Genomic DNA, 21,417 nt, shown 5'->3' on the forward strand with positions numbered 1-21,417 from the left:
ATCATGCGTCGGCCGGTCCCCACCCTGCGATGTTCAGGTAGTAGCGCGTTGACCGACCGGCGCCAATTCTCGACAACAGCTTCATGTCTTCGAGTTCGATAAGTTCGCGCGACGCAGTGGCCCGCGAAGTGCCGCCGATGCTCTCGTATTTCTTCGTGCTCATGCCGCCTTCGAATCCGTTGGGACCGGCATCGAGGAGAAGATTCACGACCTTGCGCTGTCTGGTCGTGAGCGCCTTGTCGTGATGGTTCATCCAGAAAGCGGCTTTGGCGAGCGCGGCGTCGATGGCAGCGGACGCTTCCTCGCAGGACACCCGCACCTGTTCGACGAACCACAGAACCCATTCGGTCACGTTCAGGTCGCCGTGCTGAGCACGTTCGAGTTGCTCGTAATATTCACGCCGCTTGTCGAGCAATCGCTGAGAAATTCTAATGAGGCGGCTGATCTCACCGGCTTCCTGCGCCAGTACGAGGTCGATCAGGACTCGGCCCACCCGGCCGTTTCCGTCCTCGAAAGGATGGATAGTCTCGAACCACAAATGAGCCAGCGCAGCCTTGACCAGACTGTCGTGCTCGGTCTTTGCGTTGAACCAGTCGATAAACGTTTGCATTTCGACCGGCACGCGCGCCGATGACGGGGCTTCGTAATGCACCCGTTCGCGTCCCACGTGTCCGCTCACGATTTGCATCGGCTCGGGATGTGTTCGATAAGCCCCGACGAGAATCTTGACCATGCCGGAATAACCCGTCGGGAACAGCGCCGCCTGCCATGCGCACAAGCGCTCGTGTGTGAGTGGCGCGTCTCTCCCTCGCACCGCGTCGTCCATGATGTCGAGCAGACCTTCGACGCTTCGAGGCGCATTCGGGCCGTCCTGATTGCCGACACCCAGCCGACGCGCAACCGATGAACGCACGGCGGTCAGATCGATTCGCTCGCCTTCGATGGCGGCCGTCGCCACCGCATCCTGACTCCATGCCTCGGCGGCCAGTTCGAGACGTCGCTCGAAGCCAAGACCAGCCAACTTCCCTTCGACCACGCCTCGAACCCGATGGGCGTTCGCCAGTTCGCCTCCGACACGCACGAGGTCATAGTGCATGCCCGGCCACGTCGAAGCCTGCCAGATAAGCAAAGGAGTGAGGGACATGGTGACGGATGACCTGTGAGGCGATTAAGCGACTTATTCGACTCAAAACATGAGTCGAATAAGTATAGCGCCATGAGGCGATTAAAACCGCTAATCGCCTTAAACCATGAGTCGATTAGCCCTCAAGCCGGAAACACCCCCGTCGACAAGTACCGATCTCCGCGATCACACACCACGAACACAATCGTCGCGTTCTCCACCTGGCGCGCCACGCGCAGCGCCACCTCACACGCGCCGCCCGACGAAATGCCCGCGAAGATGCCTTCCACCGACGCCAACCGCCGCGCCATCGCTTCCGACGCAGCCTGACTCACGTTCTCCACGCGATCCACGCGCGAGCGGTCGAAGATCTTCGGCAAATACGCTTCCGGCCATTTGCGGATGCCCGGAATACGCGAGCCTTCCTCCGGCTGCGCACCAACAATCTCAATCTTCTCGTTCTTTTCCTTCAGGTATTGCGACACGCCCATGATCGTGCCGGTCGTGCCCATCGACGAAACGAAGTGCGTGATGCGCCCTTCCGTCTGCTTCCACAACTCGGGACCCGTGGTCTCATAGTGCGCGAGCGGATTGTCCGGATTCGCGAACTGATCGAGGATGATGCCCTTGCCATCGCGCTGCATCTGTTCGGCGAGATCGCGCGCGTATTCCATGCCGCCCGTCGTCGGAGTAAGCCTGATCTGCGCGCCATACGCGCCCATGCTCTGACGCCGCTCGATCGACAAATCTTCCGGCATGACCAGCACCATCTTGTAGCCGCGCACGGCGGCGGCCATCGCCAGCGCGATGCCGGTATTGCCGCTGGTCGCTTCGATCAGCGTATCGCCCGGCTTGATGCGGCCGCGCTCTTCAGCTTTCCTGATCATCGACAAGGCCGGGCGGTCCTTCACCGAACCCGCCGGATTGTTGCCTTCGAGCTTGCCCAGCACCACGTTGTTGCGGCTGCGGATGTCCTCGTCCACGATGCGAACGAGCTGCACGAGCGGCGTGTTGCCGATCGTGTCTTCGATAGTCATGTAAGCCATAAGGGGAACCGGTTCGATCCCGCGACGCGATTTCCAACGCATCGCGCGATCCATCGCATCATTTAGATATAAGGATTCGCCGATTGTAGCCCAGCGTTCCGTCCGATGCCGCCGCGCCCCTGCTGCGCGGATGGATTGCCGCGCCACACGCAAAAAGCCCCGCGGCCAATGCGAACCGCGGGGAGCCCAAATCATTCGAAGGCTGAAGGAGAAGCCAATCCGAGAACCAACACCAAGTAGCTAGAAGACCGCCGATCCTATTTCTTGACCACGACCGGTTTGGTCGATGCCGACGACGACACCTGCGTCGCATTCACCGGAGCGGCCGCCGTTTTCGTCGCGCCGCCGCCGACGGTGAGACCCTCGGCTTCGAGCCGCTGAACGGTCTTGCCGCCCATGCCCTTCACGCGCGTGGAAAGATCGCTCGCGTCCTTGAAGGGACCGTGCGCCTGTCGCTCGTCGAGAATGGCTTTGGCCTTGGCGGGCCCGATGCCCTTGATGCCGCGCAACGCATCCGTGTTGGCGGTGTTGACATCGACCGATGCGAACGCGGAACCGATCGAGAAGGTCAGCGCGAGCGCGGCGACCGAGGAAAGAATGTGCTTGAACATGCTGAGTCTCCGTGAAGAAGCGGCTGGCGACGCGCCAGCCGTGAGACCCAGTGTAGAGAGACTGCGAACGTGTTTATAGCTGGCCGAACAGCCAATGAACGTAGCGCTCTACCCCCTGCTGAACGGTCAAAAACGGCGCTTCGCAACCCGCCGCGCGCAGCTTCGACTGGTCCGCCTGCGTGAAGCATTGGTACTTGCCGCGCAGGGCATCCGGGAACGGGATGTACTCGATCAAGCCCCGCTGCACAAGCTCCGCGAGCGATAACGCGCCCTCGCCGTTCATCGCGCGCAGCGAGTTGACCACCGTCGATGCGATGTCGTTGAACGGCTGTGCGCGCCCCGTACCCAGGTTATATATGCCTGACTTCTCCGGATGATCGAAAAAGAACAGATTCACCTTCACCACGTCCTCGACGGAGATGAAATCGCGCGTCTGTTCGCCCGCTGCATAGCCGTTGTAATTGCCGAACAGCTTGACCTTGCCCTCGGCACGGAACTGGTTGAAATTGTGGAACGCGACCGACGCCATGCGTCCCTTGTGCGTCTCGCGCGGGCCGTAGACGTTGAAGTAGCGAAAGCCCACGATCTGGCTTTTTGCGTTCGGCATGGTCTGCCGCACGATCTGATCGAACAGCAGCTTCGAATAACCGTAGACGTTGAGCGGCTTCTCGAACTCGCGTTCCTCCACGAACCGGCTCGACCCGCCATACGTGGCCGCCGACGACGCATACAAGAACTGCACGTTCTGCGCGAGACAAATGTCCATCACCTCGCGGCTATAACGGAAGTTGTTGTCCATCATGTAGCGGCCGTCGGTTTCCATCGTGTCCGAACAGGCGCCTTCGTGGAACACCGCGCGCACGTTGCCGAAATCGCCGCGCCTGAAGCGTTCGACGAATTCGGTCTTGTCGAGATAATCGTCGATCTCGCAATCGACCAGATTCTTGAACTTGTCGGCGCGCGTGAGGTTGTCCACGGCGATCACGCGATGCTCGCCGCGATCGTTGAGTGCCTTGACGATATTGCTGCCGATGAACCCGGCCGCGCCGGTGACGATGATAGTCATGGTGGAGTCGATGGAGTTCAGGCGAAAAGTTCGTTGTAGTCCACGGTTGCCGTGCCGAGCTTGCCCACGACGATGCCCGCCGCGCGATTCGCATAAACGATCGAATCGACGAGCGGCACGCCCGCGCCCAGCATGGTCGCGACCGTCGCGATGACGGTGTCGCCCGCGCCCGAGACATCATACACTTCGCGCGTTTCGGCCGAAGTGTGCAGCACTTCGTTCTCCGTGAAGAGCGTCATGCCCTCTTCCGAGCGCGTCAGCAACAGCGCGCTCAGTTCGAGTTCCTCGCGCAGCTTTCTCACGCGGTTCAGCAGATCGTCCTCCGACTTCCATTGGCCGACGACCTCGCGCAACTCCGCGCGGTTCGGCGTGATGAGCGTGGCGCCGCGATAACGCTCCCAGTCGTCGCCTTTCGGATCGACGAGCACGGGTTTGCCGGCGCGTTTGGCATCGCTGATCATTTGCGTGACGTGCGTGAGGCCGCCTTTCGCGTAGTCCGACATGAGGATCACGTCGTGTTGCGGCAGCAGGTCCGCGAAACGGTTGAGGCACGCGGTCAGCACTTCGTGATTCGGCGCATCCTCGAAATCGACACGCAGCAACTGCTGCTGGCGCGACAGCACGCGCAATTTGATGGTCGTCGGCAGCTCGGGATCGCGCTCCAGATGCGCCGCCACCCGGCTCTCACCCAGCAATTCGACGATGCGTTCGCCCGGCTCGTCATGGCCAACGACACACAGCAAGCCCGCCTGCGCGCCGAGCGCCGCCGCATTGCGCGCGACGTTGGCCGCGCCGCCCAGGCGATCTTCCTTCCTCTGCACGCGCACGACCGGCACGGGCGCTTCCGGCGAGATGCGGTTCACATCGCCGAACCAGTAGCGGTCGAGCATCACATCGCCGACCACGAGCACGCGCGCGGCGGCAATGCGGGCGCGCGGCACGACGGGAATATCGGCGGGTTCAGTCACGGCTGCTGCCGTGGTTGTCGAGTTCGACATGGGGACGTCCTATTGCGTAGTAGTCGATGCCCAATTCGGCCATCGCTTCCGGTTCGTACAGATTGCGGCCATCGAAGATCACCGGAACCTTCAATTCGTTCTTCAGATACGCGAAATCCGGGCTCTTGAATTCCTTCCATTCGGTCACGACGACGAGCGCATCCGCGCCGCGCAACGCTTCGTGCTGCGTGCCGACCAGATGCATGCGCTTCATGTCGTCAGGACGATCCTTCAGATCCAGGGCGAGCACGCGCTCGGCTTCCTGCATCGCGACGGGATCGTAGGCGCGCACGGTCGCCCCGCGCGCCAGCAGCGCCGCCGCAATACGCCTGCTCGATGCCTCGCGCATGTCGTCGGTCTGCGGCTTGAAGGCGAGGCCCCACATCGCGAAGGTGCGCCCGCGCAAATCCTCGCCCATGAGCTTGACGATCTTGTTGACGAGCACTTCCTTCTGGTCGTTGTTCACCGCCTCGACCGATTCGAGAATGCGCAGCCGATGCCCGTTCTCCCGCGCCGTCTGCACGAGCGCCTGCACGTCCTTCGGGAAACACGAGCCGCCGTAACCGCAGCCCGCATACAGAAAGTGATAGCCGATCCGCGGGTCCGAGCCAATCCCGCGCCGCACCGATTCGATATCCGCGCCGACCGTATCCGCGAGATTCGACAGATCGTTCATGAACGAGATGCGCGTGGCGAGCATCGCGTTGGCGGCGTATTTAGTGAACTCGGCGGACGGCACATCCATGTAAAGCGTGCGTTCGTGATTGCGGTTGAACGGCGCGTAGAGGCGCTTGATCTTCTCGCGCGCGGTCTGGCCGTTTTCATCGTCGTCGATGCCGATCACGATACGGTCTGGCCGCATGAAATCGTCGATGGCCGCGCCTTCCTTCAGGAATTCGGGATTCGACACGACCGAGAAGCCGTGCTTGCCGCGATTCTCGAAACCGCGCGCCTTCAGTTCTTCCTCGACGACGGCCTTGACTTGCAACGCTGTGCCCACCGGCACCGTCGATTTATCGACGATCACCTTGAAGCCGTTCGCGTACATGCCGATATTGCGCGCCGCCGCGAGCACGTATTGCAAGTCGGCGGAACCGTCTTCATCGGGCGGCGTGCCGACCGCGATGAACTGAATGTCGCCGTGCTCGACGCTCGCCTTCACATCGGTGGAAAACTGGATGCGGCCCGACGCGCGCGTGCGGCGCAGCATTTCTTCGAGGCCCGGCTCGTGGATCGGCACGCCGCCGTTATTGAGGATTTCGATCTTGCGGGCATCGACGTCGACGCAGAAAACATCGTTGCCGACTTCCGCAAGACAAGCGCCAGTGACGAGACCGACATAACCCGTGCCGACGATAGTGATTTTCATGGGTCTGGAGGTTCTTCAGAGAGGGATGGCGAAAGCGGCGCGCCACGAAGGCCTGCGCCGCGCGTGTGTCTCCAGCGTTTCGAACCCGGTGGTGCGTCCGGGTTTCAGGCCGAACTCGTGATCGGTTCGACGCGGCGCGGCGCGTAAGTTTCCCAGCCGCTGCAGCCAGGGCATTGCCAATAGAATAGACGCGCCCGGAAACCGCAAGTTTGACACGTATAGCGTGGCAGATTCTTGGTGCGCTGTTTCACCAGATTGCGCATTAGTTCAAGCTCGCCGCGTCGCGGTTCCTCGGCGGTGGCTTCCTGCGCTTCGAGCAGCCGCGTCATGCCGGCGAGATTCGGCGCGCTTTGCATTTGCTTGCGCGCGAGCGCGTGCGCCGCATCGAGGCCGCGCAATTCCTGAACATGCTTATAGGCGACATCGAGCAAATCGTTCGACGGATAGCGGCTTGCGTAATCGATCAGCAGATCGACGCCCGCATCCTTGCGCTCCATCGCGCTGTACGCCTTCATCAGCTTCTCGGCGACGAGCGGCAGATACGCCTCGTTCTGCGCCTCGACGCGCTTCCAGTGCTCGATCGCGCTGTCGAGGTTGCCGGCGGCGGCTTCGACATCGCCCGCGAGAATGGTCGCGCGCACGTTGTCCGGGTTCGATGCCAGCGCGAGTTTCAGTTCGCTGCGCGCGCCGTCCGGGCTTTTGCGCTGCAAGGCTTCCTGCGCGAGTTCGCAGTGAAAATGCGCGATCTCCATATGCAGCGACGGCGCACCCATCTTTTCGATGCGCTCCGCTGTCGTGATCGACTTCGGCCAGTCTTTTTCGATCTCGTAAATGGTCAGCAGCGCCCGCTGCGCGCCGAGCGAATATTCGCCGGCTTCGAGCGAGCGGAACGTTTCCTCGGCGCGGTCGAGCAGACCGGCCTTCAGAAAATCCTGCCCGAGTTCGTACAGTGCGTGATCGCGTTCCGCAACCGGCAGATCGGCACGGCTCAACAAATTCTGATGCACGCGAATCGCGCGATCCGTCTCGCCGCGTCGCCGAAACAGATTGCCCAGCGCAAAGTGCAGTTCGATGGTTTCGGGATCGAGTTTCGCCACTTCGATGAACGCGTCGATGGCCTTGTCGTGCTGTTCGTTCAGCAGAAAGTTGAGACCGCGAAAATACGAGCGCGGCAGGTTGGCGTTCTCGGAAAGCAGCGTCTTGAGGTCATAGCGCGACGTCATCCAGCCCAGCGCGAACGCGATAGGGATGACGAGCAGCCACCAAAAGTCTAGATCCATGCGTTTAGTCGTTGAATCGGTTAGATGAGCGGCGGCATCGGCGGTTCTTCTTTCACCACCGGCTGCTCGCGAGCCACGCGCAGTTCGCGCTTGAGGCGGCCGTTTTCCATGCGCATGCGAAAGATCGGCGCCACGGCTGTGAGCAGACCCGCCAGCATGCCCACGATAAAGAAAGCCAGACCGATCAGAATCAGCGGCGCGGACCAGTCGTAATTCGCGTAGAAGTGCAGCGTGACCAAATCGCGATTCTCGACAGCGAGCACCAGCAGAAGCACGAAGATCAAGACGCGAAACAGCCAGACGATTATTTTCATGGTGGTCTCTCGCAAGTGCGCGGCCGCCCTTTCGGCGCAGCCTGCGGGATGGACGATCAGGTCAAAGTGACCGGTATTGTAATGGATGCGTTTGCAACGGCGCATCGTCGGTGTTTGTCGATGGCAGCAAGGCGCGCACCCATCGCACTTTACGCAGATCACCGGGCGCGCGGGCATAAAAAAAGCACCCCGAAGGGTGCCTTTCTGGTCGAGTGCCCGTTTGGCCTGATTGACGAAGCGCTGCGATCAGAGATCGTCCGAATCGTCGTCATCCGACTCCGTCAGCGGCTCGCCTGCACGGCCATCGACGCGTTCACGCAGTTCCTTGCCCGGCTTGAAGTGCGGCACGAATTTCTCCGGCACCAGCACTTTTTCACCCGACTTGGGATTGCGCCCGACGCGTGACGGACGACGATTGAGCCCGAAGCTGCCGAAGCCGCGAATCTCGATGCGATGACCGTTGGCAAGCGCCTCCGACATCGCATCCAGCATCGTCTTCACCGCGAAATCCGCATCCTTGAGGACAAGTTGCGGAAATCGCGACGCCAACTGGGCGACCAATTCACTTTTGGTCATACTTCAGCTTGCCTTGAAGGGCTTAGCTGTTCTGGCCGTCGAGCTTGGCCTTGAGCAGCGCGCCGAGGTTGGTCGTGCCGGTGGCGGCAGCGGTGGAATCGCCCTGCAGGCTGCGAATTGCTTCCTGCTGTTCGGCCGAATCCTTCGCCTTGATCGACAGGTTGATGCCACGCGATTTGCGATCGATGTTGATGATCATCGCGTTGACCTTGTCGCCTTCCTTCAGCACGTTGCGAGCATCTTCCACGCGATCTTGCGCGATTTCCGAAGCACGCAGGTAACCTTCCACGTCCGCCGTCAGGGTGATGACCGCGCCCTTCGCATCCACCGACTTCACGACGCCGTCAACCGTGGCGCCCTTGTCGTTGATCGCGACGAAGTTGTTGAACGGATCGCCTTCGAGCTGCTTGATGCCCAGCGAGATGCGTTCCTTGTCCACGTCGATGCCCAGAACCACGGCTTCGACTTCGTCGCCCTTCTTGTACTTGCGCACGGCTTCTTCGCCGGTTTCGCTCCACGACAGGTCGGAGAGGTGAACCAGACCGTCGATGCCGCCCGGCAGACCGATGAACACGCCGAAGTCGGTGATCGACTTGATCGCGCCGCTGATCTTGTCGCCCTTCTTGAAGTTGCGGCTGAAGTCATCCCACGGATTCGGCTTGCACTGCTTCATGCCGAGCGAGATACGGCGGCGGTCTTCGTCGATTTCGAGAACCATGACTTCGACTTCGTCACCGAGTTGCACGACCTTCGACGGTGCAACGTTCTTGTTCGTCCAGTCCATTTCCGACACGTGGACCAGGCCTTCGATGCCCGATTCCACTTCGACGAATGCGCCGTAGTCGGTGATGTTCGTGACCTTGCCGAACAGGCGCGTGCCCGACGGGTAACGGCGCGAGATGCCTTCCCACGGATCGTCGCCGAGTTGCTTGATGCCGAGCGAAACGCGGTTCTTCTCTTGATCGAACTTGAGGATCTTGGCGGTGACTTCCTGGCCAACCGACAGCACTTCGCTCGGGTGACGCACGCGACGCCATGCGATGTCGGTGATGTGCAGCAGGCCGTCGATACCACCGAGGTCCACGAACGCGCCGTAATCGGTGATGTTCTTGACCACGCCTTCCACGATCGCGCCTTCCTTCAGCGTTTCGAGCAGCTTGGCGCGTTCTTCGCCTTGCGTGGCTTCGATCACGGCACGGCGCGACAGCACGACGTTGTTACGCTTGCGGTCGAGCTTGATGACGCGGAATTCCAGCGTCTTGCCTTCGTACGGGGTCGTGTCCTTGACCGGACGCGTGTCGACCAGCGAACCCGGCAGGAACGCGCGGATGCCGTTGACCATCACGGTCATGCCGCCCTTGACCTTGCCCGTGATCGTGCCGGTCACGAGTTCGTTGTTGTCCAGCGCCTTTTCCAGCGACAGCCACGAAGCCAGACGCTTCGCCTTGTCGCGCGACAGGATGGTGTCGCCATAGCCATTTTCCAGCGCGTCGATCGCGACGGAAACGAAGTCGCCCGCCTGCACTTCTACCTCGCCCGCGTCGTTCAGGAACTCTTCGAGCGGAATGTAGGCTTCGGACTTGAGACCAGCGTTGACGACCACGAAGTTGTGGTCGACGCGCACGACTTCGGCGGAGATCACTTCGCCAGCGCGCATGTCTTGCTTGGTCAGCGACTCTTCGAACAGAGCCGCAAAGGATTCGGTATTCGGGGTAGAGGTTTGCAGGTCGGACATAAAAATCGATATTTGTACAGCTGGCGCGATGGTCCTTGAAATGGACCGCCGGTATCGACCGGAAAGTGCGCGAAGCCGAACGGGGTTAAAGGGTTTAACACACGCTCCCAGATTCGAGGGAGCACCAAACTTCCGGCAACTGCCGGTTACTGCACGCGAATCTTGCTATACCAGCCGATGATTTCCTCGACCGTCTGATCGATGGAAAGACCGGAAGTATCCAGCGTCTTCGCGTCCGCTGCGGGCTTGAGCGGTGCGGTGGCTCGGTTCATGTCCCGGGCATCGCGCTCGCGCAAATCGCGCAGCAAGTCATCCATATTAGCAGAAAAGCCTTTTTGCATCAATTGCTTATGCCGTCTGGCGGCACGCGCCTCGACGCTGGCCGTCAGAAACACCTTTAGCGTCGCGTCGGGGAAGATCACGGTGCCCATGTCGCGGCCGTCCGCGACGAGCCCGGGACGCTTGCGAAACGCGCGCTGACGCGCCACCAGCGCTTGCCGCACTTCCGTGTGCACGGCGATGGCGGACGCGCGGTTGCCCACTTCCTCCGCGCGGATTTCCGTCGAAACGTCCAGCCCGTCGAGCTGCGCGCAGCCTTCGCGGAACGTGATGTGGAGCGCTTCGATCAGTTTTGCAAGGCCCGGCGCATCGTCCTTCTCGATGCGGTAGCGGATGCTCGCCAGCGCCGCCAGCCGGTAGAGCGCGCCGCTGTCGAGCAGATGGAAGCCGAGCGTGGCCGCGACGAGCGCCGCGACCGTGCCTTTACCCGAAGCAGTCGGCCCGTCGATGGCGATCACTGGAGTGGGGTCGAATGGACGCGTCGGTTTCATTGAATCGGGCCGGTCAGGCGCATGAGTGCTGTCATAAAAGTCGAAGGATTCGCGCTTCATCATTACACCTCGTCGGTCACGCCTTGACGAGCGTCAAAAAGCGGTCGAAATAGTCCGGAAACGTCTTGTTGACGCACTTCGGGTCGTTGATGCGCACCGGCACGCCGCCCAGACTCACCAGCGAAAAACACATCGCCATGCGGTGATCGTCGTAGGTGTCGATGGCGGCATTCGGCACGAGCGTCGCCGGCGGCGTGACGACAAGGTAATCCGCGCCCTCCTCGACCGTCGCGCCGACTTTGCGCAGTTCAGTCGCCATCGCGGCGATGCGGTCCGTCTCCTTCACGCGCCAGCTCGCGATATTGCGCAGCGTGGTGGTGCCGCTCGCGAACAGCGCGGCCACGGCGATGGTCATCGCCGCGTCAGGAATCAGGTTGAAGTCCATGTCGATGGGCAGCAGCTTGCCATCGTCCGATTCGACGCCGCGCACCTCGATCCAGTCCTCGCCCATCATCACGTTCGCGCCCATGCGATTGAGCGCGTCGGCGAAACCGACATCGCCCTGAATGCTCGCGCGCCCGACGCCTTCCACGCGCAACGGGCCGTGGCCGATCGCGCCCGCCGCCAGGAAATACGACGCGGACGATGCATCGCCCTCGACCATGATCGCGCCCGGCGAACGATAACGCGCGTCGGCGGCAACCGTGAAGCGCGCCCAGCCCTCGCGTTCGACCGTCACGCCGAAGCGCTCCATCAGCCGCACGGTGATTTCGATGTACGGCTTCGAAATGAGTTCGCCTTCGACTTCCACCGTCACCGGCGCGCTGCGGCCCTCGATCACCGGCAGGCTCATGAGCAGCGCGGTGAGAAACTGGCTCGACACATCGCCGCGCACGCGGATGGGTTTATCGATCGCGATCTTCGCCGCGTGGATCTTGAGCGGCGGAAAGCCATCGTTCAGTTCGTAATCGATGCGCGCGCCGATCTGCCGCAAGCCATCGACGAGATCGCCGATCGGCCGCTCGTGCATGCGCGGCACGCCGTGCACGCGGTATTCGCCGCCATTCACGGCCAGCGCCGCCGTCAGCGGACGCACCGCCGTGCCCGCATTGCCGAGAAACAGTTCCGCCGATTTCGACGGAAACGCGCCGCCCGTGCCGCGCACGACGACGCGCTCGCCCTCCTGCGTCACGCCGACGCCCAGATCCTTCAACGCCGCGATCATCACGCGCGTGTCGTCGGAATCGAGCAGATTGGTGAGCGACGTTTCGCCGTCCGAGAGCGCGGCCAGCAAGAGCACGCGGTTCGAGATGCTCTTCGAGCCGGGCAGCCGGACCGTTCCCGACGCGCGGGCGAAGGGTCCGAGATCGAGATGTTCCATGGTCATTCCTTATTTGGCGGCGATGTCGCCAGACGGTTTGATGCCGCCGCGTTCCTGCCATTCCTGGCGCGCCACGCGCGAGCGCGAGAACGCGGCTTCGAGCGCCGCGCCATCCGATGCATCGATGGCCGCGCGAAAACGCGCGAGCACGGCGGCGTAGTCATCCAGTTCGGCGAGCAGCGCGGAACGGTTGGCGAGACAGATATCGCGCCACATTTCCGGACTGGACGCCGCGATGCGCGTGAAATCGCGGAAGCCGCCAGCGGCGAACGAGAATTTGAGTTCGGCGTCGGGCGTGGCGAGAATCTGATCGACCAGCGCAAACGAAAGCACGTGCGGCAAATGACTCACCGATGCAAACACGCGGTCATGCTGCGTTTCGCTCATCTGACGTACCGCCGCGCCGGTCGCGCTCCACATCGACGCGACGCGTTCCACGGCTTCCGGCGCGTTCTCGGCGAGCGGACACAGCACGACATTGCGGCCGACGTAGAGATCGGCGAGCGCCGCATCCACGCCCGACGACTCGCGCCCGGCAATCGGATGTCCCGGCACGAACTGGCCGACGCGCGCACCCAGCGCACGATGCGCCGCCGCGACGATATCGCCCTTCGTGCTGCCTGCGTCCGTCACGACGGTGCGCGCATCCAGCAGCGGCGCGATGCGCGCGAGCAGCGCTTCGGTCTGCGCGACGGGCGCGGCGATCAGCACGACATCGGCACCATGCAGCGCGCGCGCAAGCGATGCGTCGTCGTCGAGCGTGGCCGCTTCGTCGATCACGCCGAGTTCGAGCGCACGCGCGACCGACGACGCCGAGCGCCCGACGCCCACGATGTGCCCCGCCAGCCCCGCGCGTTCACGCAACGCGCGCGCGAGCGATCCGCCGATCAGACCGACGCCGAAAATCACCAGTTTGTTGAAAGAGAACGCAGCCACGGGACATCGATAAAAACGCGTCTCGCGACGCTTGGACAATCGAACCGCCGCGCGCGCCGAAATCACCCGGCACGCGCAACGGCATGAGACAAACTTCAGCGCGCCCGCGGATACGAGCCGAGAATCTTCAGGAACGCGGCCTTGCGGCCCAGTTCTTCCAGCGCGGCGGCAACGAACGGATCGTCGCGATGCCCTTCGAAATCGATGTAGAAGTAGTACTCCCACGTGCCCGAGCGCGCGGGCCGCGATTCGAAACGCGTCATGGAGACGCCGTGCTTCGCGAGCGGTTCGAGGAGCTTGAACATCGCGCCGGATTCGTTCTTCACGGTCACGATGAGCGAGGTCTGATCGTGCCCGCTCGGGCCGGTCGGCTCGCGACCCATGATGACGAAACGCGTGCGGTTGTGCGGATCGTCCTGAATCTTCGAGAACACGACGCCCAGACCGTAATGCGTGGCGGCGCGGTCGCCCGCGATGGCCGCGACGCTCGGATCGTCCACCGCCATGCGCGCGGCCTGCGCGTTGCTCGACACCGCCTCGCGCTCCAGATGCGGCGCGTTCGCCGTGAGCCAGCGCTGACACTGCGCCAACGCCTGCGGATGCGCGCACACGCGCGTGACGCCTTCGAGCGTGCCGTTTGCCGTCAGCAAGTTGTGATGAATCGGCAACGCGAGTTCACCGCCGATCAAGAGCGACGTTTCCAGCAGCAAATCCAGCGTGCGCGACACCGCGCCTTCCGCCGAATTCTCAACAGGCGCGACGCCGTAGTTCGCCGCGCCCGCTTCGACCGAGCGAAACACTTCGTCGATGGACGGGCACGGCAGGCCATCGATCGAATGGCCGAAATATTCGAACATGGCCTGTTCGCTGTACGTGCCGACCGGGCCGAGATACGCCGCGCTCAGTGTCTGTTCGAGCGCGCGGCTCGCGGCCATGATCTCGCGCCAGATCGACTCGATATGCGCATCGGCAAGCGGCCCTTTGCTCATTTCCTGCAGGCGCGCGATGACCTGCATCTCACGCTCGGGACGAAACACCGGCGCGTTGAAATGCTTCTTCACTTCGCCCACTTCGAGCGCGACCGAGGCGCGCTGGTTCAGCAGCGCGATGAGCTGCGCGTCGAGCGTGTCGATGCGTTCGCGCAGCGGTTTGAGTCTTGAATTGAGATCGTCGTCCATGCGGTTGATTGGATGCGGTGAGATCGGCGAAGGCGCTCAGGCGCTTTTCTGCTCGAATTCCTTCATGTATTCGACGAGCGCGCGCACGGCCTCGACCGGCACCGCGTTATAGATCGATGCCCGCATGCCGCCGACGGACTTGTGGCCCTTCAGTTGCAGCAGACCGCGCGCTTTGGCGCCGGTCAGGAAATCGGTATTGCGCGATTCGTCCGCGAGGAAAAACGGCACGTTCATGCGCGAGCGGTTGTGCCGCTCGATCTTGTTGAGGTAGAAATCGCTGGCATCGATCGCGTCGTACAGCAGCTTGGCCTTTTCGATGTTGCGCGCTTCCATGGCCGTCAGGCCGCCCTGCTTCTTCAGCCACTTGAAGACGAGCCCGGCGATGTAGATCGCGTAGGTCGGCGGCGTGTTGTACATCGAATTGTTCTCGGCGACGGTCTTCCATTCGAACGCCGACGGGCAAATGGGCAGCGCGCGGTCCAGCAAATCTTCGCGCACGATCACCACAGTCACGCCCGCCATGCCGATGTTCTTCTGCGCGCCGCCGAACAGCACGCCGTACTTGGCGACATCCATGGGACGCGACAGGATGTGCGACGAGGCATCCGCGACGAGCGGAATGTCGCCGAGATCGGGCAGTTCGAACGCTTCCACGCCATCGATGGTTTCGTTGGTGCAGAGATGCACGTAGGCCGGATCGTCAGAGAGCTTCCATTCGCTGAACGCCGGCACGCGCGTGTAGCCCTTCTCGGTCTTGCCATTCGCCGCGAGGTGCGGCGTGCCGTACTTCTGCGCTTCCTTGAACGACTTCGCGGACCACGAGCCGGTCACGACGAAGTCCGCCGTTTTTTTCTTGCCGAGCAGGTTCATCGGCACGATGGCGTTTTCGCCGATGCCGCCGCCCTGCAAGAACAAAATCCGGTGCGATGCCGGCACGTTCAACAGTTCGCGCAGATCAGTCAGCGCTTCTTCGTGTATCGACATGAATTCCGCGCCACGATGGCTCATTTCCATCACGCTCATGCCGCTGCCGTGCCAGTCGAGCATTTCGTCGGCGGCTTGTTTCAACACTTCTTCGGGCAAAGCGGCCGGACCGGCGGAGAAATTGAACACGCGCATGTGGAATCCCGTGGTGCAGAAGCGAGAGCGGCGAAAGTCAACGAAACGCGATGAATATTCGCGAAATCACGCTCAAAAAGAAATGGCTGCTTGCGCTTGCGCGCAAACAGCCATTATCGCACTGTCCCGAAAACCCGCCAATGCGAAGTCGGATGACCCCGCCGCCGGATTTTCGAAGGACGATGCCGCCGTGCTTACTTGCCCGGCTTGACGCTTGCCACTTCCGAATCGGCTTGCGTGCGCGTTGCCTTGATCGATTGCGGCATGTACTTTTGCATCAGACCGTTCACGACATCACGGCCAACCTGGTCCTGAACCTGAATGAACTTGCGGCCAGTCGGGCTCTTGTAGAACGTGGTCAGATCCTTGATTTCGTCGGTCGTGTAGTACTTCGCGTAGGCGTCGTACTGAGCTTGCATGGCGTCGTGACGGAAGGAATCCGTGGCGAACACCTGACCTGCGGAATCAACCAGCTTCGGCACTGCGTTTTTTTGCAGCGTCGGCACGGCAGCTTGCTTTTGCTTGTCGTTCAGGGTCTTGTTCTCGGAGAGCGCGTCCGACAGGATGGCCGGAACGAGCTGCTTCGATTGCATCTGAGCGCTGTTGCCGATTGCGCTGACCAGCTTTTGCGCGTCGATCGCGTCGAGCAGATCCTTGATCGCAGCTTGCTTGGCCGGATCAACCGGTGCTGCTGCGGGTGCCGGCGCGGCCGACTGAGCCGGCGCCTGATTCTGAAGCGACTGAGCCATCGCGAAAGTCGGCACGAAAGCGGCCAGCAACATCCACTGCTTGAAACGTCCTTGCATCATTACTCCCTGTTAAAAATATCCAGTTCTGCACTGGCGACGGGCTTTCGCGTTTCGGTTCCATGATGCATCGACTTCATGCGAGGACGGAGCGCCGCAAAAGTGCCCAAGTCGCGCAGCTTAACTAATTCAGGCTTACAAAAGCGATAACGAATGCGCCGCGACACAAAAAGTATCAGGCGCCTTCTTCGTTCGGGCCGCTTTCGCCGGTGTTGGAATCGTCAGGTTCGGATGCCGCGCCGTTCGCATCCGCCTCGCCTTCCAGCGCGGCTTCGGCTTCGGCCTCAGCGATATGTTGCAGTCCCGACAATTTCGTTCCTTCGTCAAGGCTGATGAGTGTAACACCTTGAGTCGCACGCCCCATTTCGCGGATTTCCGACACGCGCGTGCGGATCAGCACGCCTGCCGTGGTGATCAGCATGATCTCGCTTTCCGGCTCCACGAGCGTCGCCGCGACCACGCGGCCGTTGCGTTCGGAGGTCTGGATCGCGATCATGCCCTTCGTGCCACGACCGTGACGCGTGTACTCGTTGATCGGCGTGCGCTTGCCGTAACCGTTCTCGGTAGCGGTCAGCACTGACTGATTTTCGCCGCCCGCAACCAGCATGGCGATGACCTGCTGCCCGTCTTCCAGTTGCATGCCTCGCACGCCGCGTGCCTCGCGGCCCATCGCGCGGACATCGTTTTCGTCGAAACGCACGGCCTTGCCGGCATCCGAGAACAACATGACGTCATGTGCGCCATCGGTGATCGCCGCGCCGATGAGGAAATCGCCCTCATCCAAACCAACCGCGATGATGCCCTTCTTCAACGGACGACTGAATGCTTCGAGCGGCGTCTTCTTGACCGTGCCCAGCGAAGTGGTCATGAACACGTACTTGTCCGCCGAGAACTCCTTGATCGGCAGCACGACATTGATCTTCTCGCCGTCCTGCAGCGGGAACATGTTGACGATCGGACGGCCGCGCGAGTTGCGCGAGCCTTGCGGCACTTCGTAGACCTTGATCCAGTACACGCGGCCGCGATTCGAGAAGCACAGCATGTGATCGTGCGTGTTCGCGATGAACAACGTATCGATCCAGTCGTCTTCCTTCATTTGCGTGGCCTGCTTGCCGCGCCCGCCGCGCTTCTGCGCGCGATACTCGGACAGCGGCTGCGACTTCACGTAACCCGTGTGCGACATGGTCACGACCATGTCCGTCGGCGTGATCAGGTCTTCGGTGTTCAGTTCCGTTGCATTCAGCTCGATGCGCGAACGGCGTGCATCGCCGAACTCGGCGCGAACCTGGCCCAGTTCGTCCACGATCATCTGGCGGATACGTTCCGGGCGCGCCAGGATGTCGAGCAGATCCGCGATTTGCGCCATCACGTCACGATATTCGCTGGTGATCTTGTCCTGTTCGAGGCCAGTCAGGCGTTGCAGACGCATTTGCAGAATTTCCTGCGCCTGCACATCCGACAACTTATACAGACCGTCTTCCTGCAAACCGTACGCCGGGTTCAGCCCTTCCGGCCGATACGCCAGCCGCCCGCCCGATTCCTCGGTCTCGGCGCGCGTGAGCATTTCGCGCACAAGCGACGAATCCCACGGACGCGCCATCAATTCCTGCTTGGCGATGGGCGGCGTCGGCGCGGCTTTGATAATGGCGATGAACTCGTCGATATTTGCGAGCGCAACAGCCAGACCTTCCAGCACGTGTCCGCGATCGCGCGCCTTGCGCAGTTCGTATACAGTGCGCCGCGTCAACACTTCCCGTCGATGCGACAGGAAGCACTCGATCATTTCCTTCAGATTCAACAGCTTGGGCTGGCCATCGACGAGCGCGACCAGATTCATGCCAAACGTGTCCTGCAACTGCGTCTGCTTGTACAGGTTGTTCAGAATGACTTCCGGCACTTCTCCGCGCTTCAGTTCGATCACGACGCGCATGCCGCTCTTGTCGGATTCGTCGCGAATATCGGAGATGCCCTCGATCTTCTTTTCATTGACGAGTTCGGCGATGCGCTCGAGTAGCGTGCGCTTGTTCACCTGATAAGGAATCTCGTCGACGATGATCGCCATGCGCTGGCCGCGGTCGATCTCCTCGAAGTGCGTGGTCGCGCGCATGACCACGCGCCCGCGCCCGGTGCGATAACCGTCGCGCACGCCGGCCACGCCATAGATGATGCCCGCGGTCGGAAAGTCCGGCGCCGGCACGATCTCGATGAGTTCGTCGACGGTCGTTTCAGGATTGTTCAGCAGATGCAGACAGGCATCGACGATTTCGCGCAGATTGTGCGGCGGAATGTTGGTCGCCATGCCGACCGCGATGCCGGCCGAACCGTTGATCAACAGATTCGGGATACGCGCGGGAAGAACGAGCGGTTCGTTTTCGCTGCCGTCGTAGTTCGGGCCGAAATCGACGGTCTCCTTGTCGATGTCCGCCAGAAGTTCGTGACCGATCTTCGCCATGCGAATTTCGGTGTAGCGCATGGCGGCGGCGTTATCGCCGTCCACGGAACCGAAATTGCCCTGGCCGTCCACCAGCATGTAGCGCAGCGAAAACGGCTGCGCCATGCGCACGATGGTCTCGTAGACCGAGGCGTCGCCGTGAGGGTGGTACTTACCGATCACATCGCCGACGATACGCGCCGACTTCTTGTAGGGGCGGTTCCAGTCGTTGTTCAGCTCGTGCATGGAATACAGCGCCCGGCGATGCACCGGTTTCAGGCCATCGCGCACATCGGGAAGCGCACGTCCGACGATCACGCTCATCGCGTAATCGAGATACGAACGGCGCATTTCCTCCTCGAGGGAGATTGGCAGAGTCTCTTTGGCGAATTGATCCATTATCCGTGTCTTGAACTGTGCAGCGGCGACACGGCAGCGCGTCCAGGACATTCGCACGCCAGCCGCACGACGTGCGCCGGTGTGGCGCGCAGCCGACGCACGCTGCGGCGCTGCGGACGCAGCGCATCAAAAGATTCTAACATGCGCGATATGCCGCCCCGGACGCGTGCGTATACATAGTGTTGGTGCTGACGTCGATCGCCGCCAGATGAAAGCCGCGTGCACGATGCGCAACGCCGTACCAATTACTTACAAAAACAGCGGGAACGAATCAATCAATTCGTCATCGCGTCGGGCTATCATGCCGCCTCATCGTTTCGCCGGTACGGGAAAACGCGGTGATAAAAATTCGCAGGAAATGGCCCTCGGGCACGCAAAGTGCGCATGTTTCGCGCTCTCTACGGCCCAAAGCGGCTCCTGTTCCCTGCTTGTTGCTCATGCACCACATAAGGTTGCGGGCGAACTGGGTGCGGGGATATTTTTATCGTTGCAAGGGAACGATATGGCAAAATGCCAACGCACAAAGTTAGACACTGCTCGAAGTCTATACAACGCGTTGTGTTCCGTGGGAATGTTATACTTCGAGCAATGTATGACTAGTCTTCCGTCTACAGGCTCGCAGTAAACCTGCGGTAATCTCAATTTCGAGAGGAGAAATATGAATAAACTTTCAAAGCTCGCGTTCATTGCAGCTACCGCAGTTATGGCTGCATCGGCCTCGGCGCAGTCCGTGCCGGCCTCGCGACAAGCTGTGAACGATAACTGGGTGAATGGCACGGGCGAATATGTGTGGATGAACGGCACGAACGAACTGTGCTGGCGCGACGCATTCTGGACCCCGGCTACGGCAAACGCGAAGTGCGATGGCGCACTGGTCGCTGTTGCACCGACGCCGCCGGCCCAAGTGTCGCCGCCGCCGCCGGTCATTCAGTCGCAAAAGGTCACCTATCAGGCCGACGCTCTGTTCGACTTCGACAAGGCCGTCCTGAAGCCGGCTGGCAAGGAAAAGCTTGACGATCTCGCATCGAAGATCGGCGCGCTGAACCTGGAAGTCGTGGTTGCAACGGGTTACACGGACCGCATCGGTTCGGACAAGTACAACGATCGTCTGTCGCTGCGCCGTGCGCAAGCTGTGAAGGCGTATCTGGTCAGCAAGGGCATCGAAGCCAACCGTATCTACACGGAAGGCAAGGGCAAGCGCGACCCGGTTACGAAGGGCAGCTGCACGCAGAAGAACCGCAAGCAACTCATCGCCTGCCTCGCGCCGGATCGTCGCGTGGAAGTCGAAGTTGTCGGCACGACGCGTCAGCCGCAACAGTAATTGCGAGCTGTCTCGTAGCAGATCGAACCCCCGCCTCGGCGGGGGTTTTTTTATGCGCGAAACATCGGGCATCCGGCGCAAATATCGATGTCGGGTCGCGCCCGAAGTCGATTCGCCTTTTTGCCGACCTATTGCGCCGCCTATATACTCGCTCTAACCGATTCACGACTTTGCATCACGACTCTGGAAGCCTCATCACATGACCAACGTCGATCCCCACGAACTGCAGAAATTCAGCGAGCTTGCGCATCGCTGGTGGGACCCGAACGCCGAGTTCAAGCCGCTACACGAACTGAACCCTGTGCGACTCGACTGGATCGATGCACACGCGCATCTCACGGGCAAGCAAGTGCTGGATATCGGCTGCGGTGGCGGCATTCTGTCGGAGTCGATGGCGGCGCGCGGCGCGAAGGTCAAGGGCATCGATCTGTCGTCGAGTGCGCTTGGGGTAGCGGATCTGCATAGTCTCGAGAGCGGCGTGGAAGTGGCGTACGAGGAGATCGCCGCCGAGGCGCTCGCCGCACGCGAACCCGCGTCCTACGACGTCGTCACCTGCATGGAAATGCTCGAACACGTGCCGGACCCGGCGGGCACCGTCGCCGCATGTGCGACGCTGGTCAAACCGGGCGGCTGGGTGTTCTTCTCCACGCTCAACCGCAACGCCAAGGCGTATCTGTTCGCGGTCATCGGGGCGGAATACATCGCGCGCATGCTGCCGCGTGGCACGCACGATTACGCGCGCTTCATCAAGCCGTCTGAACTCGCGACCTTCGCGCGCGCGGCATCGCTCTTGCCGGTGGATCTCAAGGGCATCACCTATCGCCCGTTCTCGAAGCGCTTCGGCCTTTCGGACGACACGAGCATCAACTACATGATGGCTTGCCGCCGGGAAGCCTGA

19 protein-coding genes are annotated in these 21,417 nt (G+C 61.5%); 2 read left to right on the forward strand and 17 right to left on the reverse strand.

The features are described 5' to 3' along the window. Nucleotide 1: 1 nt before the first annotated feature. The 17 genes from ACZCWR_RS14465 to gyrA all read right to left on the reverse strand — a co-directional run bounded on the left by ACZCWR_RS14465 (nt 2) and on the right by gyrA (nt 19,198). The gene (locus ACZCWR_RS14465) at nt 2–1,144 is read right to left on the reverse strand and encodes a Fic family protein (protein WP_487301416.1); all 1,143 of its coding nucleotides are present in this window, start codon (nt 1,142–1,144) and stop codon (nt 2–4) included. 122 nt (nt 1,145–1,266) lie between these two features. Continuing rightward, nucleotides 1,267–2,169, reverse strand: coding sequence for a cysteine synthase CysM (cysM, locus tag ACZCWR_RS14470; protein ID WP_487301417.1), 903 nt, complete (start codon nt 2,167–2,169; stop codon nt 1,267–1,269). Between the two features lie 257 nt (nt 2,170–2,426). Next, nucleotides 2,427–2,780 (reverse strand): ComEA family DNA-binding protein, encoded by a 354-nt coding sequence (locus ACZCWR_RS14475; RefSeq protein ID WP_487301418.1) that lies wholly within the window; start codon nt 2,778–2,780, stop codon nt 2,427–2,429. Nucleotides 2,781–2,853: 73 nt separating this feature from the next. Further along, nucleotides 2,854–3,846 carry an ADP-glyceromanno-heptose 6-epimerase gene (gene rfaD, locus ACZCWR_RS14480; protein ID WP_487301419.1) on the reverse strand — a complete coding sequence of 331 codons (993 nt, stop codon included), beginning with the start codon at nt 3,844–3,846 and terminating at the stop codon, nt 2,854–2,856. Between the two features lie 17 nt (nt 3,847–3,863). Continuing rightward, nucleotides 3,864–4,844, reverse strand: a complete 981-nt coding sequence (rfaE1, locus tag ACZCWR_RS14485; RefSeq protein ID WP_487301420.1) for a D-glycero-beta-D-manno-heptose-7-phosphate kinase — start codon at nt 4,842–4,844, stop codon at nt 3,864–3,866. Beyond that, complete coding sequence (locus tag ACZCWR_RS14490) at nt 4,807–6,213, reverse strand: UDP-glucose dehydrogenase family protein (protein WP_487301421.1); 1,407 nt, start codon at nt 6,211–6,213, stop codon at nt 4,807–4,809. Before ACZCWR_RS14490 ends, rfaE1 begins: the two co-directional genes overlap by 38 nt. 104 nt (nt 6,214–6,317) lie before the next feature. Then, nucleotides 6,318–7,493: a lipopolysaccharide assembly protein LapB gene (lapB, locus tag ACZCWR_RS14495; RefSeq protein WP_487301422.1), complete on the reverse strand. Its 1,176-nt coding sequence runs from the start codon at nt 7,491–7,493 to the stop codon at nt 6,318–6,320. Nucleotides 7,494–7,513: 20 nt separating this feature from the next. Next, the gene (locus ACZCWR_RS14500; protein WP_487301423.1) at nt 7,514–7,807 is read right to left on the reverse strand and encodes a LapA family protein; all 294 of its coding nucleotides are present in this window, start codon (nt 7,805–7,807) and stop codon (nt 7,514–7,516) included. Nucleotides 7,808–8,053: 246 nt separating this feature from the next. Continuing rightward, entirely contained in the window at nt 8,054–8,383 is a 330-nt protein-coding gene (locus ACZCWR_RS14505; protein WP_487301424.1) for an integration host factor subunit beta, read from the reverse strand. Between the two features lie 22 nt (nt 8,384–8,405). Next, on the reverse strand, nt 8,406–10,118 hold the full coding sequence (gene rpsA / locus ACZCWR_RS14510; RefSeq protein ID WP_487301425.1) for a 30S ribosomal protein S1: 1,713 nt from the start codon (nt 10,116–10,118) through the stop codon (nt 8,406–8,408). 146 nt (nt 10,119–10,264) lie between these two features. After that, nucleotides 10,265–10,948, reverse strand: a complete 684-nt coding sequence (gene cmk, locus ACZCWR_RS14515; RefSeq protein ID WP_487301426.1) for a (d)CMP kinase — start codon at nt 10,946–10,948, stop codon at nt 10,265–10,267. Nucleotides 10,949–11,024: 76 nt separating this feature from the next. Further along, nucleotides 11,025–12,329 (reverse strand): 3-phosphoshikimate 1-carboxyvinyltransferase, encoded by a 1,305-nt coding sequence (gene aroA, locus ACZCWR_RS14520; protein WP_487301427.1) that lies wholly within the window; start codon nt 12,327–12,329, stop codon nt 11,025–11,027. Nucleotides 12,330–12,338: 9 nt separating this feature from the next. After that, complete coding sequence (locus tag ACZCWR_RS14525; protein WP_487301428.1) at nt 12,339–13,265, reverse strand: prephenate dehydrogenase; 927 nt, start codon at nt 13,263–13,265, stop codon at nt 12,339–12,341. 95 nt (nt 13,266–13,360) lie between these two features. Further along, on the reverse strand, nt 13,361–14,443 hold the full coding sequence (pheA, locus tag ACZCWR_RS14530) for a prephenate dehydratase (protein ID WP_487301429.1): 1,083 nt from the start codon (nt 14,441–14,443) through the stop codon (nt 13,361–13,363). Between the two features lie 36 nt (nt 14,444–14,479). Continuing rightward, on the reverse strand, nt 14,480–15,562 hold the full coding sequence (gene serC / locus ACZCWR_RS14535) for a 3-phosphoserine/phosphohydroxythreonine transaminase (protein ID WP_487301430.1): 1,083 nt from the start codon (nt 15,560–15,562) through the stop codon (nt 14,480–14,482). Between the two features lie 194 nt (nt 15,563–15,756). Beyond that, nucleotides 15,757–16,368 carry a DUF2059 domain-containing protein gene (locus ACZCWR_RS14540; protein ID WP_487303335.1) on the reverse strand — a complete coding sequence of 204 codons (612 nt, stop codon included), beginning with the start codon at nt 16,366–16,368 and terminating at the stop codon, nt 15,757–15,759. A 175-nt stretch (nt 16,369–16,543) separates the two neighbouring features. Further along, the gene (gene gyrA, locus ACZCWR_RS14545) at nt 16,544–19,198 is read right to left on the reverse strand and encodes a DNA gyrase subunit A (protein ID WP_487301431.1); all 2,655 of its coding nucleotides are present in this window, start codon (nt 19,196–19,198) and stop codon (nt 16,544–16,546) included. Between the two features lie 658 nt (nt 19,199–19,856). On the opposite strand from gyrA, the gene ompA reads away from it, so the two are divergent. Together ompA and ubiG are read left to right on the forward strand one after the other, a co-directional pair. Beyond that, on the forward strand, nt 19,857–20,519 hold the full coding sequence (gene ompA / locus ACZCWR_RS14550; protein ID WP_487301432.1) for an outer membrane protein OmpA: 663 nt from the start codon (nt 19,857–19,859) through the stop codon (nt 20,517–20,519). 199 nt (nt 20,520–20,718) lie between these two features. Continuing rightward, nucleotides 20,719–21,417, forward strand: coding sequence for a bifunctional 2-polyprenyl-6-hydroxyphenol methylase/3-demethylubiquinol 3-O-methyltransferase UbiG (gene ubiG / locus ACZCWR_RS14555; protein ID WP_487301433.1), 699 nt, complete (start codon nt 20,719–20,721; stop codon nt 21,415–21,417).

The organism is Caballeronia sp. A2-2, from assembly GCF_057612605.2.